The following is a 13,353-nucleotide window of genomic DNA, read 5'->3' as shown; positions in this document are numbered from 1 at the left end:
ACCTGCGAAAGGACCCCCATGCACGACGCCATCGAGGTGATCAGCGCCAAGCGCGACCACGGGGAGCTCACCGACAGCCAGATCGACTGGGTGATCCGCGCCTACACCGACGGCGTGGTCGCCGAGGAGCAGATGGCGGCGCTCAACATGGCGATCCTGCTCAACGGCATGTCACGGCGCGAGATCGCCCGTTGGACCGCCGCCATGATCGCCACGGGGGAGCGGCTCGACTTCTCCGGCCTCTCCCGCCCGACTGCCGACAAGCACTCCACGGGTGGCGTCGGCGACAAGATCACCCTGCCGCTCGCTCCGCTCGTGGCGGCGTGCGGGGTCGCCGTGCCCCAGCTCTCCGGACGCGGCCTCGGCCACACCGGCGGCACCCTCGACAAGCTCGAGGCGATCCCGGGTTGGCGAGCGGCGCTGACCAACGAGGAGATGCTCGCCCAACTCGAGGAGGTGGGAGCCGTGATATGCGCGGCCGGCTCGGGCCTGGCGCCGGCCGACCGGAAGCTCTATGCGCTGCGCGACGTCACCGGCACGGTGGAGTCGATCCCGCTGATCGCCTCCTCGATCATGTCCAAGAAGATCGCGGAGGGCACGGGAGCGCTCGTGCTCGACGTCAAGGTCGGCACGGGCGCCTTCATGAAGTCACTGCCGCAGGCGCAGGAGCTGGCCCGCACGATGGTCGACCTGGGCGCCGACGCCGGCGTCCGCACCGTCGCGCTGCTCACCGACATGTCGACGCCGCTGGGGCGCACCGCCGGCAACGCGCTGGAGGTGGCCGAGTCGGTCGAGGTGCTCGCCGGCGGCGGGCCGGCCGACGTCGTGGAGCTGACCCTCGCGCTCGCGCGGGAGATGCTGGCAGGCGCCGGGGTCGACGACGTCGACCCCGCCGACCGGCTCGCCGACGGCTCCGCCATGGACGTATGGCGCCGGATGGTCGCGGCGCAGGGGGGCGACCCCGGCGCGCCGCTCTCGGTGGCCGCCGAGCAGCACGTCGTCACGGCCTCGGCCGGCGGCGTACTCACCCGGCTCGACGCCATGGCCGTCGGCCTCGCGGCGTGGCGGCTCGGCGCGGGCCGGGAGCGCAAGGAGGACCCGGTCCAGGCGGGCGCCGGCGTCGAGTGGCACAAACGCCCCGGCGACCCGGTGGCGGCCGGCGACCGGCTCCTCACCCTCCACACCGACACCCCCGAGCGGTTCGAGCGGGCGCTCGCCGCGCTCGAGGACGGCTACGACGTCACGCCCACCGCTCCCGGGAGCGCCGGGTTCGCGGCGACGCCCCTGATCCTCGACCGGATCTCCTGACCGCCGAGTCGGCGTACATGGTCAGCCGCGTCGGCGTACATGTACGCCGAGTCGACGCAGGCGAGCCCCGGTGGCTACTGCTGCAGCAGCAGGACGACGGTCTCGGCGACGCAGGCAGGCTTCGCCTCGCCCTCGATCTCGACGGTGTAGGTGATGATCAGCTGCTTGCCCGCGGGCAGGTCGGTGACGTCACCGAACGCGACGTGGCCACGGATGCGCTTGCCGACCCGGAGCGGGTTGGGGAAGCGGACCTTGTTGACGCCGTAGTTGAGCCGCGCCCCCGGGGTCTCGAGGCTGAAGACCTGGCTGCCGAGCCACGGGACGAGCGAGAGCGTGAGGTAGCCGTGGGCGATCGTCCCGCCGAAGGGGCCGTCGGCGGCGCGCTCGACGTCGACGTGGATCCACTGGTGGTCGCCGGTGGCGTCGGCGAAGGCGTCGACCCGATCCTGCTCGATCGTGATCCAGTCCGTCGTGCCGATCTCCTCGCCGGCAGCGGCGGCGACCTCGTCGAAGCTGTTGAACACGCGCATGGAACCGGGCTCCTTCGCTCGCGGATGCTTGGATGTCAGGCATGGAACCTACCGCCGTCGAGGCCCCCACCCGCGAGCAGGTCCACGCCGTCCCCAAGGTCCTGCTGCACGACCATCTCGACGGTGGGCTGAGGCCGGCGACGATCCTCGAGCTGGCGGCGAAGATCGGGCACGAGCTCCCCGCATCGGATCCGGCGGCGCTGGAGGAGTGGTTCGTGACGAGCGCCGACTCCGGGTCGCTGGAGCGCTACCTGGAGACGTTCGTCCACACCCTCGCGGTGATGCAGGAGGCCGACCACCTCACCCGGGTGGCGCGCGAGTGCGTCGAGGACCTCGCCGCCGACGGTGTGGTGTACGCCGAGGTCCGCTACGCGCCGGAGCTCTGCCTGGAGCAGGGGCTCGACCTGGAGGCGGTCGTGACCGCCGTACAACGCGGGTTCGAGGAGGGGATGGCCGCGGCCGCGGAGGTCGGTCGGCCGGTCGTCGTGCGCCAGCTGCTGACCGCCATGCGGCAGCAGGCGCGGGCGCAGGAGATCGCCGAGCTGGCGGTGGCGTGGCGCGACCGCGGCGTGGCCGGCTTCGACATCGCCGGACCGGAGAAGGGCTATCCGCCCACGCGGTTCCTGGCGGCCTTCGAATACCTCGCCGCCGAGAACATGCGGTTCACGATCCACGCCGGGGAGGGGTTCGGGCTGCCCTCGATCTGGGAGGCCGTGCATCCGTGCGGCGCCGACCGGCTGGGCCACGGGGTCCGGCTCGTCGACGACATCTGGGTCCCGGCGGGCGCGCCGCCGCGGTTGGGCCGGCTGGCGGCGTACGTCCGCGACCGCCGGATCCCGCTCGAGCTCTGCCCTGCGTCCAACGTCCAGACCGGGGCCGCGCCGTCCATCGTCGAGCACCCGATCGGGCTGCTGCGCGACCTGGGCTTCCGGGTCACCGTCAACACCGACAACCGGCTGATGTCACGGACGTCGATGACGGCGGAGATGTGGTCGCTCGTCGACGCCTTCGGCTGGGGCCTGCGCGACCTGGAGTGGCTGACGGTCAACGCGATGAAGTCCGCGTTCTACCCCTACGACGAGCGGGTCGCGCTCATCCACCGGATCAAGGAGGCGTACGCCGCCGTGGTGTGAGCGGGGAGCGGGGAGCGGGCCGGAATCCCCGGCTGGCCGGGGAACTGGCCGGTTGTCAGGGTGACCGTTCCCCGACAACGTCGCATTTCCCCGGCTGGCAGGGGAAATGTCGCCGCGCTCAGCGCGGCACCACGACGGTCCAGGGCCGTGGCCAGACGCCGAGCGAGGGCGCGAGGCGCCGCGCGGTGAAGTCGGCCCGCGTGACCAGGTGGAGCCGGCCGGTCGCGGGGTTGAAGACCTCGAGGTCGTCGCCGCGCACGCCGACGACCAGGGTGACGTGCCGGGCGAGCAGGGTGGTGCCGACATACAGCACCGCGAGCCGGCCGGAGGCGGCCGCGCGGTGGAGACGCGCGAAGGCCCGCGCCGGCCGGAACCAGGCGTCCCGCAGGACGTAGCCGACGCCCTCGACGTCGCGCAGCCACGCGCAGAGCGACCAGTACGCCGTGCCGAGCCGCCGCGGCCACGGTCGCTGGAGCCGGCCCCCAGCCGACACCGGCCGGGCGAAGCCGCGGTGGGTCCGGAGCACCTCCTCGCCGAAGCGCGGCAAGGCCTCGGCGGCGTATTCGGGATCGCGCAGCATCCGTGCCACCACGGCCGCCGTGGCGCCGCACGAGACCTCGTCGGGCTGGCGCAGGGCCGGCCCCCACGGCAGCGACACGGGGGAGAGTGCGGCGAGGAGACGGTGGACGGCGGCGTACGCCTCGTGCGGGCTGGCCAGGATGCAGCCCTTGGCGAGCGCGTCGGTCACGACGAGGGGCTGTTGCCGCATGAGCGCGAGCCCACGCCGCAGCAGCACCAGCGGCGGCTTGCGGCGCTCGCGCAGGTCGCGGGTGAGCCGGCGCCAGAAGGTGACGACCGGCTGCTGCGTCACGCAGTACGCCGCCGCCAGCTGTCCCGCGTCGCGGCAGGCGCCGACGATGTCCTGCGCGAAGATGCCCTCGGCGACGAAGAGCCGGTGTCGGCCGAGGTCGAGGCGCTGCCAGCGGGTGCGGCCGTTGTGGGCGATGTCGTAGACGGGCACGTCCGCGGCCCCCGTCTCGCAGAGGTCGGTGAGCGCCTTGAGGGCATCGTCGCGCAGCCAGGAGTCGGGGTGGTCCCAGTCGACGATGCCGGCGTTCGGGCCGTGCTGGATCAGCGGGAGGGTGCGGTCGCCGCCGTCCTTGTAGAAGTCGTCGAGGCGGAGGACCGGCAGGCCGAGGCGCTCCGCGAGCCGCGACTTCCCGGCGCCCGAGGGACCGGCGAGGACGATGACCTGGGCACGCACGCGGTCAGTAGCCGCCGCCCGGCTGGGCGCCGGTGAGCAGCGCCCGCGAGCCCGAGACACCGAGCCGGGTGGCGCCCGCGGCGATCATCGCCTCGGCCTGGGCGAGCGTGCGGACGCCGCCCGACGCCTTGACGCCGAGGTCGGGTCCGACGGTCTCCCGCATGAGGTGGACGGCGTGCTCGGTGGCGCCGCCCGCCGGGTGGAAGCCGGTGGAGGTCTTCACGAAGTCGGCCCCCGCCTCGACCGCGGCCCGGCAGATGCCGACGATCTCCTCGTCGGTCAGGACGGCGGACTCGATGATCACCTTGAGGACGGTGGGGGTCGGTACGGCGTCGCGGACGGCGGCGACGTCGGCACGCACGTCGTCGTACCGGTGTTCCTTGGCGGCGCCGATGTCGATGACCATGTCGATCTCGTCGGCACCGCGGCGGACCGACTCGGCGGCCTCGGCCGCCTTGACCGACGACGTGTGCGTGCCGCTGGGGAAGCCGCAGACGGCCGCGACCTTCAGCGTGTCCGGCACGGTGACCGGGAGCATGGACGGCGAGACGCACACGGAGTAGGTGCCGAGCTCGACCGCCTCGGCGATCAGCGCATCGACGTCGGCACGGGTGGCCTCCGGCTTGAGGAGGGTGTGGTCGATCAGCTTCGCGATCTCGGCAGGAGTGGGCACCCGGCCAGGATATTCACCCTCCTGGCGCGTCGGCATAGGCTGGGCCGCCGACGACGGGCGGGAGCCGCCCGGGAGGCCGAGGAGCACAGGTGGCGGAGCAGCCGACGGAGTGGTTTCGCGGGACCGGCAGCTGGGTCTGGGGGATCCTCGCCTTCGTCGTGGCCGCGCTGATCATCGTGCTCGACCTGGTCGGCGGCGGTGACCTTGCGGTGGTCGCGGCGGCGCTGCTCTTCGCGTTGCTGGCCTACGTCGCCGTCCTCCGGCCGAGGGTCGGCGTCCAGGGTGGTGACCTCGTCCTCCACCACATGTACTCCACCCAGCGTCTCCCCGTCGCGGCCGTCGAGACGGTGACCGTGCGCCGGACCTTCCAGGCGACCGCCGGCGGGCGGCGCTACGTCTCCGCCGCCGTCAGCCGGTCGATGCGCGGGGCGCTCCGCCGCGGCGACCGCGACCCTGTGCGCAACTACGCCGACTTCGTCGAGGACCGCGTGCTCCACCACGCCGCCGAGGCCCGGGACCTCGCCGGGATCCCGGCACGATCCGACCAGCAGCGTGCGCTCGCCGACGACGTACGACGGACCTGGGCCTGGCCGTGGCTCGCCGCGACCGGTGTCCTCGTGGTGGCGTTGGTGGTCACGATCGCGAGCTGAGGTCGTCCGGCGAGCGCGATGCTGCGTGGACCGGCGACGCGTCGGGCCGCGAGCTCAGAGCCCGAGCGCGGCGCGGACGTCGGCGCCGAGCGCGCCGAGCCGTTCGGTGGCGACGGTGCGGGCCGCCGGGACGCCGGCGGTGCCGCCCTCGACCGGGACGACCACCTCGAGGTAGCACTTGAGCTTCGGCTCCGTGCCGCTCGGACGCACGATGACGCGGGCGCTGGTGGCGGGGTCCGTCGGTGGTCCGGCGAGCAGGTAGCGCAGCCCTTCGGTGGGCGGCAGACCGCCGTCGCCCCGGGCGAGGTCGTCGACCTGGGTGACCGCCGTGCCGCCGAGCTGCGACGGGGGAGCGGCGCGCAGCCGCTGCATGGCGGCGTCGATCAGGGCGAGGTCGTCGACGCGGACCGAGACCTGGTCGGTGGCGTGGAGCCCGTGCGCGACGGCGATCTCGTCGAGCAGGTCGGTGAGCGACGAGCCCGCCGCCTTCCGCTCCGCGGCGAGCTCGCAGAGGATCAGGAGCGCGGAGATGCCGTCCTTGTCGCGCACGTGCGCGGGGTCGACGCAATAGCCCAACGCCTCCTCATAGCCGAAGGCCAGCCCCTCGACCCGGCTGATCCACTTGAAGCCGGTCAGGGTCTCGGCGTACGGCATCCCGGCGGCGGCGGCCTGCTTGGCGAGCAGGCTGGAGGAGACGATCGAGGCGGCGTACGTGCCCTTCTGGCCATGGCTCAGCAGGTGGTGGGCGAGGAGCGCGCCGACCTCGTCGCCGCGGAGCATCCGCCAGCCCGCGGGGGTGGGGACTGCGGCCGCGCACCGGTCCGCGTCGGGGTCGTTCGCGAGGACGAGGTCGACCGGGCGCTTGGGCGCCCTCTTGGTCGCGAGCGCGATCGCCAGGTCCATCGCGCCCGGCTCCTCCGGGTTGGGGAACGCGACGGTCGGGAACTCCGGGTCGGGCCGCGCCTGGGCGCGCTCGACGACCGGGTCGGGGAAGCCCGCGAACTGCATGGCTTGGACGACCAGGTCGGCGCCGACGCCGTGGAGCGGCGTGTAGACCGTCGAGAGGGCACGCGGTCCCTCTCCGAGGAGCCCGACCACCGTGTCGAGGTAGCGGTCGACGAGGTCGTTGCCGAGCACGGTCCCGGCGTCGCCGCGCGGGATCGTCGCGAGCGGGCCGACGGCCGCGATCCGGGCTGCGATCTCGGCGTCGGCCGGTGGCACGATCTGCGACCCGTCGCCCAGGTAGACCTTGTAGCCGTTGTCCTGCGGCGGGTTGTGGCTCGCGGTCACCATGACGCCCGCACAGGCGCCGAGGTCGCGGATCGCGAACGCCAGGACCGGCGTGGGCAGCGGGCGCGGCATCACGAGGGCCTCGAAGCCCGCCCCCGTCATCACCTCGGCCGTGTCACGCGCGAACACGTCGGAGTTGTGCCGGGCGTCGTATCCGATGACGACGCGGCCGCGGCCGCCGTCGTACGGGCCCTGATCGCGGAGGTACGCCGCGAGTCCGGCTGCCGCGCGGAGCACGACCACCCGGTTCATCCGGTGGGGCCCGGCGCCGAGCGCGCCGCGCAGCCCGGCGGTGCCGAACTGGAGCGTCCCGGAGAACCGGTCCCTCAGCTCGGGCGTGTCGCCGGCGTCGAGGAGCGCCCGGAGCTCGTTCCGCGTCTCCTCGTCGGGGTCCTCCGCGAGCCAGGCGTGCGCCCGGGCGAGCAGGTCGGCGTCGGTGTGGGGTGCCGAAGTCACGCCAGCACCGTAGCGCGCCATGATGGGCGGATGAGTGCGCGCTACGTCTTCGGTGAGGACTGGTGCGTGCCGGCACCGCCGGAGAGGGTCCGCGACGTCCTCGTCGACCTGGAGCACTTCCCCGAGTGGTGGCCGCAGGTCCGGGCGGTGGCGTCGCTGGGGCCGGACGACGCGCTCGTGTGCTGCCGCTCGTGGCTGCCCTACACGCTCGACCTCGTGCTCCACGCCGTCTCGCGCGAGCTGCCGACGATCGAGGTGTCGCTAACGGGTGGCCTCGACGGCTTCGCCCGGTGGACGATCACCCCGGATGCGGGGGAGGGGCCTGGCGACGAGGGCGGGAGCCGGATGGTCTTCGAGCAGGAGGTGACGGCACGCGGCGTGGTGGCGCTGGTGTCGCCGTTCGCACGCCCTGTGCTCACGTGGAACCACGCCCGGATGATGGCCGGCTGCCGGGCCGGATTGGTGCGACGGCTCGCCCGTGGTCAGGCCGACAGCTCGGTCGCGGCGACCCGCTCCTCGTAGGCGTCGATCTTGAGGGTGATCGCCTCCAGGTGGGCCGTGACCTCGGCCAGCTGCGTGAGCACCAGCGGGCGGTGGGCTCGGTGGTGAGCCCGGTCCGCTCCGCGGCCTCGGCGCTCGTCCGCGCCTCCATGCCGTCGGCGTACGTCGGGGCCGCTCGCCCTTCTTCGCGGTCAGGTCGCGGTCAGATCGCGGGGAGGAGCTGCGCGAGGAGGCTGCCCATCCGACCCGCGGCAGCGCGGCCGGCCTCGAGGACCTCCTCGTGGTTGAGCGGCGCGTGCGAGATGCCGGCGGCGAGGTTGGTGACGAGGCTGATGCCGAGCACCTCCATGCCGCCCTCCCGGGCGGCGATCGCCTCCAGAGCCGTGCTCATGCCGACGAGGGAGCCGCCGATGATGCCGGCCATCCGGACCTCGGCGGGGGTCTCGTAGTGGGGGCCGGGGAACTGCACGTAGACGCCCTCGTCGAGCGTGGGGTCGACCTGCTTCGCGAGCGTCCGCAAGCGCGAGCTGTAGAGGTCGGTGAGGTCGATGAAGTTGGCGCCGATCAGGGGCGAGGCGCCGGTCAGGTTGATGTGGTCGCTGATGAGCACCGGTGTGCCCGGGCTCCAGGCCGGGTCCAGGCCTCCGCACCCGTTGGTCAGCACCATGGTGCGGCACCCGGCGGCCGCCGCCGTACGCACCGGGTGGACGACCGCCGGCACGCCGTGGCCCTCGTAGAAGTGGGTCCGGCTGAGGAAGACGAGCAGCTGCTTGTCGCCGGCACGGATGCTGCGGATCCGGCCGCTGTGGCCGGCGACGGCGCTGGGGTTGAAGCCGGGCAGGTCGGTGGTCGCGATCTCGGCCGTCGCCTCCCCGAGCGCGTCGGCGGCGGGCAGCCACCCCGAACCGAGCACCATGGCGACGTCGTGCCGCTCGACACCGGTCAGCTCGGCGAGCTTGGCGGCGGCGACGTTGGCGAGGTCGTACGGCGAGGTCTCGGTCACGGACCGACCCTACCCAGTCCAACGCTGCCGGGAGTCCGATCGTCACGTGCCCGTCCGAGACCACGGCCGTGTCAAGGGGACGGCCGGCCGATCTGTGGACAAGCGACGCGTACGCCGACCCTGTGGATCCCAGGTGGCTCGGTTCGACGCGACTGTGGAGAGCCGTTTGCGGCGTGCTCCGGTGACGCGGAGCGTGGTCCGCATGAGCGAGAACTCCTTCACCGGTCCCTTCACCCCCGTCCTGCACAGCCAGAGCGACGTCGAGGCCGCCTGGCGCCGGCTCATCCAGCCCCTCGGCTGGAGCAGCCGTCGGCTCTGGCTGATGCTCATCGGCGCCGACGACCGGCCTGTGCCGAGACTGCTCGAGGTGACCGAGATGCCCGATGGCCTCGACCCGGACGCCGCGGCGCAGGTCGCGCACTTCCTCGACCGTGTCCTCGATGAGTGCCTGCCGGGCGGTCGGCTCGCGTTGTTGCTCTGCCGCCCGGGTGCCGGGTTCCCGACCGCCGCCGACCGCAGCGCCGCCGGGATGCTCTACGACGCCTGCCGCGAGCGCGGCGTGCCGATGGAGGTGATCCACCTGGCGACCGACGTGGCGATCATGCCGTTGCCCGCCGACTCGTTGCCGGCCTCCGCGTGAGCTCGCCCGTCATGCGGATGTGTCGCGTGGGGCCGGCCGCGGTGCTGCTCAGAGTCCGATGGAGCGACAGGGCCGGGTGCGCAGCGCGTGGACGTAGTCGGCAGGTGCGTCCGCCGCCTCGGCCGCGTCCGCGAGCGCGCCGAGGTAGTGCGCGGATGGGAGCCCGCCTTCATACGCATCGAGCACGTAGGTCCAGGCGACGACGTCGTCGTGGAGGGTGTTGACCCGGATCTTGGTCCGGCGATACAGCCCGGTGTCGGCCATCTCCCACTGGTCAAGGGCCTTCTCGTCGGCGCGCGGGACGTCGTACAACCCGACGAAGACCTGCTCGAGGGGGTCCTGCACGATCGTGGCCAGCGCCCCGTCCCAGCCGTGCTCCTCGCCACCGAAGGTCAGCCGCCAGCCGGTCAGCCAGCCCGTGGTCCGCAGCGGCGAGTGGGGGCAGCGCTGTCCCATGAGCTCCGGATCGAGATTCGTCCCGTAGGCGGCGTAGAGCGTCACCTGGGTCAGGTTACTGGACAGTGTCCGAGGCCACTCCGGGTCCGGGAGGCGATCGGATTACCCTTGCCCTGTGACCCACTTCGATGTTCTCGTCCTCGGCGCCGGCCCCGGTGGCTACGTCGCCGCCATCCGCGCAGCGCAGCTCGGCAAGTCCGTGGCTGTCGTGGAAGACAAGTACTGGGGCGGTGTGTGCCTCAACGTCGGCTGCATCCCCTCCAAGGCTCTGCTCAAGAACGCCGAGCTCGCCCACGTGCTGACCCACGAGAAGGCGAAGTTCGGCATCGAGGGCGACGCCACGATGTCCTTCGGCCCGACGCACGCGCGCTCCCGTCAGGTGAGCGCCGGCATCGTCAAGGGCGTCCACTACCTGATGAAGAAGAACAAGATCACCGAAATCGACGGGTGGGGCACCCTCACCGGTCCGAAGTCGATCGACGTGAAGGGCCACGACGGTGCGACCGCGTCGTACTCCTTCGACAACCTGATCATCGCCACCGGCGCCACTGTGCGCAGCGTGCCGGGCGTCGTGCCGAACGGCAAGAACATCGTCACCTACGAGGAGCAGATCCTCGACGCGAACCTGCCGAAGTCGATCATCATCGGCGGCTCGGGCGCGATCGGCGTCGAGTTCGCCTACGTGCTGAAGAACTTCGGCGTCGACGTCACCATCATCGAGTTCCTCGACCGGATGGTTCCGACCGAGGACGCGGACATCTCCAAGGAGCTGCTCCGCCACTACAAGAAGCTCGGCATCAACGTCCTCCTCTCGACCGCCGTCAAGGGCGCCGAGGACACCGGCAGCGGCGTGCGAGTCACCGTCGCCCCGGCCGCGGGCGGCGAGGAGCAGGTGCTCGAGGCCGAGAAGTTCCTGGCTGCGTTCGGCTTCGCGCCGCGGGTGGAGGGCTACGGCCTGGAGAACGTCGGCGTCGAGCTGACCGAGCGCAAGGCGATCGCGATCGACGGCCGCGGCCGCACCAACGTCGAGAACGTCTACGCCATCGGCGACTGCACCGGGAAGTTCATGCTCGCGCACGTCGCCGAGTCGATGGGCATCGTGGCCGCCGAGACGATCGCGGGCGCCGAGACCATGGAGATCGACTTCGACATGGTCCCGCGGGCGACCTACTGCCAGCCGCAGATCGCCTCGTTCGGCTATTCCGAGCAGCAGGCCAAGGACAAGGGCTACGACGTCAAGACGGCGTCCTTCCCGTTCTCCGCGAACGGCAAGGCGCAGGGTCTCGGCGACGCGGTCGGCTTCGTCAAGGTGATCGCCGACGCGGAGCACAACGAGATCATCGGTGCCGCCCTGATCGGTCCCGACGTGACCGAGCTGCTGCCCGTGCTCACCCTCGCCCAGAAGTGGGACCTCACCGCGGACGAGGTGGGCCGCAACGTCTTCGCCCACCCGACCCTCGGCGAGGCCGTCAAGGAGGCCATCCACGGCATCGCGGGGCACATGATCAACCTCTAGAGAACCCGCAGGTCGGAGCACGTCTTCTGGCCCTCAGCACACATGCAGTACACACATCAGGACCCCGTCTTGCTCGTCGAGGCGGGGTCCTGGTCGTTGTCGACACTTTCCGCGGTTGTGCGGGAGGTGCGCCACGCCTTGGCGTTTGAGCGCTCTCTGCTCGGGTAGCACGACCTGGGCCACACGGCGTCGTGCTCGGCTGGCTACGGATCATTGCGTGACCCGTGGGGAGGCAGGCAGATGTCCGCGCCGTCGATGGCATGTCGGTGGGCGCGAGAAGGGGTTTGAAGCGTGGTCACGAGTGGGCGTGCGACGATGGCGGCCCGGTTGCAGAAGCCATGGTCAGTGGTACCTGTCCTGATCTTGCTGGCGGCGCTGTTGGCGCTGGTCGTGGCGTGTGGATGGGACCGGGGTGGCTTCGAGAGCCGCTTCACCGTCGACGACGACAGCATGGCGCCGTCGTATCCGAAAGGATCGGTCGTTAGTGCCACCGCCGTGCACGACTACCGGGGGCGTCGAGGCGACGTCGTGGTCTTCAACACGCCCGATGGTTGGCCTCGTGACGTCGGTCCCACCGGTCGCCTTATCAGGCGGGTCATCGGCACCGGTGGTGACACCGTCGCCTGCTGCGACGGGGAGGGCCGCATCCTCGTCAACGGCGACGCGGTTGATGAGCCCTACCTGCAGCTCGGCAGCAGCGTGTGTGCCGGTCCTGTCTACCAGGACATCGGCGCCTCAGCCCCCAGCAGCTGTGGTGACTGGTCGGTGGTCGTGCCAGACGGACGGCTGTTCGCCATGGGGGACGACCGGTTCGCCTCGGGCGACTCCTCTTACCGCCTGTGCTCGTCACCCTCACAGAGGGCCAGCGTCGCCAACGACGACCACGGCACGTGCCACGACGAGTTCATCCCCGTCACCGACGTTGTCGGCACCGTCTCCTCGGACGGTGGAGTGGGGGCCGCGTCGTGGGCGACGATCGTGTGGGCTCTCAGCTGGCTGTGGTTCATCTGGGCGCTGATCAGATTTCGTCGCTCGATGCCGCGCGCCGGTGACGCCGGGTCCTTCGAAAGCGCAACGTCCCGGGCCATCGAGGGTGCACCGGCGTGGGTGGTCCGGGAGCGGGAGCGGATCCTGCTGGCCATGCGGCGGTTGCACCGTCTCCAGCGGATCGAGTGGTGGACGAGACTCGGTCAGGTGGCGTGGTGGCTGGTCTGGCCGATCTGGTGGCCGGTCACCTCGCAGGCACTGTGGCCCGCGGCGCTCTACTCGTGGGCCTTCTACGCCCTCTGGAACTGGTACAGCGTCTGGTTCTGGCGGCGGCGGGTTGCGATCCGTCCGCTTGAGGAGCGGTCCCAGTGGGGGGCGTTGATCGCTTCGGGCCTCACGGTTTGGCTGCTGTTCACCTGGCCGAGCGCGCCGGTCGTCATCTGGCCGCTCGTGGGCATGCTGGTGCTTGACTGTGGGGTCTGGGGATGTGCCAGCGAGTGGGTGAAGGCGCGCTTGATGTCGCCCTTCGCCGCCTGCACCAGCGGGACGCGCAGACAAGCCTCAGTCTGGGTCAACGGCGATACGGGACGTCCGAATCTCGCCGGCCACCACTGGTTTCGTTGCTCGGCCTTGTCGCGGCGCGCGAGCCGCAAGACTGTCGGGCTCGCTGTCCAAGCCGCTCTGGCCCGGAACGACTCGTCCGTCGATGTCCAAGGGGCATTCAAGCTCAAGGCCATGGAGATGGCGAGCGCTGCGAGCATCGACTTGGCTGATGTATGGGACAAGGATCCGGCACGGATGAGCCGCCAGGAAGCCGATGTCGCCCTGACTTTTGCGCTGGGCGGCATGTGGGCGGCCCAATGATTGTGGGCTCTGAGAGCGGCTTCACGCGGACAGCGGCTCTGAGAGCGGGGTGCGATGACCTCGCCGACGCGGATCCCGGTCG

The 13,353-nt window shown here is 71.6% G+C and carries 13 protein-coding genes; 7 read left to right on the top strand and 6 right to left on the bottom strand.

Annotated elements, in window-relative coordinates; translation table 11 throughout:
• Window positions 1-18 precede the first annotated feature (18 nt).
• The gene (locus AB3X52_RS14500; RefSeq protein WP_367994804.1) at window positions 19-1,308 is read left to right on the top strand and encodes a thymidine phosphorylase; all 1,290 of its coding nucleotides are present in this window, start codon (window positions 19-21) and stop codon (window positions 1,306-1,308) included.
• A 74-nt stretch (window positions 1,309-1,382) separates the two neighbouring features.
• Here the strand turns inward: AB3X52_RS14500 and AB3X52_RS14495 are convergent, their stop codons facing one another.
• Window positions 1,383-1,838, bottom strand: a complete 456-nt coding sequence (locus AB3X52_RS14495) for a MaoC family dehydratase (RefSeq protein WP_367994803.1) — start codon at window positions 1,836-1,838, stop codon at window positions 1,383-1,385.
• Window positions 1,839-1,879: 41 nt separating this feature from the next.
• On the opposite strand from AB3X52_RS14495, the gene AB3X52_RS14490 reads away from it, so the two are divergent.
• A complete protein-coding gene (locus AB3X52_RS14490; protein ID WP_367994802.1) occupies window positions 1,880-2,971 on the top strand; it encodes an adenosine deaminase in 1,092 nt (363 codons plus the stop codon).
• 118 nt (window positions 2,972-3,089) lie between these two features.
• Here the strand turns inward: AB3X52_RS14490 and AB3X52_RS14485 are convergent, their stop codons facing one another.
• Together AB3X52_RS14485 and deoC are read right to left on the bottom strand one after the other, a co-directional pair.
• The gene (locus tag AB3X52_RS14485; RefSeq protein WP_367994801.1) at window positions 3,090-4,235 is read right to left on the bottom strand and encodes a hypothetical protein; all 1,146 of its coding nucleotides are present in this window, start codon (window positions 4,233-4,235) and stop codon (window positions 3,090-3,092) included.
• Between the two features lie 4 nt (window positions 4,236-4,239).
• Window positions 4,240-4,908, bottom strand: a complete 669-nt coding sequence (gene deoC, locus AB3X52_RS14480; RefSeq protein WP_367994800.1) for a deoxyribose-phosphate aldolase — start codon at window positions 4,906-4,908, stop codon at window positions 4,240-4,242.
• Window positions 4,909-4,997: 89 nt separating this feature from the next.
• On the opposite strand from deoC, the gene AB3X52_RS14475 reads away from it, so the two are divergent.
• Window positions 4,998-5,558: a hypothetical protein gene (locus tag AB3X52_RS14475; protein ID WP_367994799.1), complete on the top strand. Its 561-nt coding sequence runs from the start codon at window positions 4,998-5,000 to the stop codon at window positions 5,556-5,558.
• A gap of 54 nt (window positions 5,559-5,612) precedes the next feature.
• On the opposite strand, the gene AB3X52_RS14470 is transcribed toward AB3X52_RS14475, so the two are convergent.
• Entirely contained in the window at window positions 5,613-7,304 is a 1,692-nt protein-coding gene (locus AB3X52_RS14470; RefSeq protein WP_367994798.1) for a phospho-sugar mutase, read from the bottom strand.
• Window positions 7,305-7,334: 30 nt separating this feature from the next.
• Here AB3X52_RS14470 and AB3X52_RS14465 point away from each other — a divergent pair, with 30 nt between their 5' ends.
• The gene (locus tag AB3X52_RS14465) at window positions 7,335-7,826 is read left to right on the top strand and encodes an SRPBCC family protein (protein ID WP_367994797.1); all 492 of its coding nucleotides are present in this window, start codon (window positions 7,335-7,337) and stop codon (window positions 7,824-7,826) included.
• 181 nt (window positions 7,827-8,007) lie between these two features.
• Here the strand turns inward: AB3X52_RS14465 and AB3X52_RS14460 are convergent, their stop codons facing one another.
• The gene (locus AB3X52_RS14460; RefSeq protein ID WP_367994796.1) at window positions 8,008-8,808 is read right to left on the bottom strand and encodes a purine-nucleoside phosphorylase; all 801 of its coding nucleotides are present in this window, start codon (window positions 8,806-8,808) and stop codon (window positions 8,008-8,010) included.
• A gap of 202 nt (window positions 8,809-9,010) precedes the next feature.
• Between AB3X52_RS14460 and AB3X52_RS14455 the strand changes: the two genes are divergently transcribed.
• Window positions 9,011-9,448, top strand: coding sequence for a hypothetical protein (locus tag AB3X52_RS14455; protein ID WP_367994795.1), 438 nt, complete (start codon window positions 9,011-9,013; stop codon window positions 9,446-9,448).
• 48 nt (window positions 9,449-9,496) lie between these two features.
• Here the strand turns inward: AB3X52_RS14455 and AB3X52_RS14450 are convergent, their stop codons facing one another.
• Window positions 9,497-9,949: a gamma-glutamylcyclotransferase family protein gene (locus AB3X52_RS14450; RefSeq protein WP_367994794.1), complete on the bottom strand. Its 453-nt coding sequence runs from the start codon at window positions 9,947-9,949 to the stop codon at window positions 9,497-9,499.
• 70 nt (window positions 9,950-10,019) lie between these two features.
• Here AB3X52_RS14450 and lpdA point away from each other — a divergent pair, with 70 nt between their 5' ends.
• Together lpdA and lepB are read left to right on the top strand one after the other, a co-directional pair.
• Window positions 10,020-11,420 (top strand): dihydrolipoyl dehydrogenase, encoded by a 1,401-nt coding sequence (gene lpdA, locus AB3X52_RS14445; protein WP_367994793.1) that lies wholly within the window; start codon window positions 10,020-10,022, stop codon window positions 11,418-11,420.
• Window positions 11,421-11,735: 315 nt separating this feature from the next.
• On the top strand, window positions 11,736-13,271 hold the full coding sequence (gene lepB / locus AB3X52_RS14440) for a signal peptidase I (protein ID WP_367994792.1): 1,536 nt from the start codon (window positions 11,736-11,738) through the stop codon (window positions 13,269-13,271).
• Window positions 13,272-13,353 lie beyond the last annotated feature (82 nt).

The sequence above is a fragment of the Nocardioides eburneus genome (genome assembly GCF_040838215.1).
GTDB lineage: Bacteria > Actinomycetota > Actinomycetes > Propionibacteriales > Nocardioidaceae > Nocardioides > Nocardioides eburneus.
This window is presented reverse-complemented; position numbering and strand designations above follow the sequence as displayed.

What these genes read in the sequence shown, in the direction of transcription:
- AB3X52_RS14455 (WP_367994795.1), top strand. Translation starts at nt 9,011, where the DNA reads ATGAGCGAGAACTCCTTCACCGGTCCCTTCACCCCCGTCCTGCACAGC.
- lepB (WP_367994792.1), top strand. Translation starts at nt 11,736, where the DNA reads ATGGCGGCCCGGTTGCAGAAGCCATGGTCAGTGGTACCTGTCCTGATC.
- AB3X52_RS14490 (WP_367994802.1), top strand. Translation starts at nt 1,880, where the DNA reads ATGGAACCTACCGCCGTCGAGGCCCCCACCCGCGAGCAGGTCCACGCC.
- AB3X52_RS14495 (WP_367994803.1), bottom strand. Translation starts at nt 1,838, where the DNA reads ATGCGCGTGTTCAACAGCTTCGACGAGGTCGCCGCCGCTGCCGGCGAG.
- AB3X52_RS14465 (WP_367994797.1), top strand. Translation starts at nt 7,335, where the DNA reads ATGAGTGCGCGCTACGTCTTCGGTGAGGACTGGTGCGTGCCGGCACCG.
- AB3X52_RS14500 (WP_367994804.1), top strand. Translation starts at nt 19, where the DNA reads ATGCACGACGCCATCGAGGTGATCAGCGCCAAGCGCGACCACGGGGAG.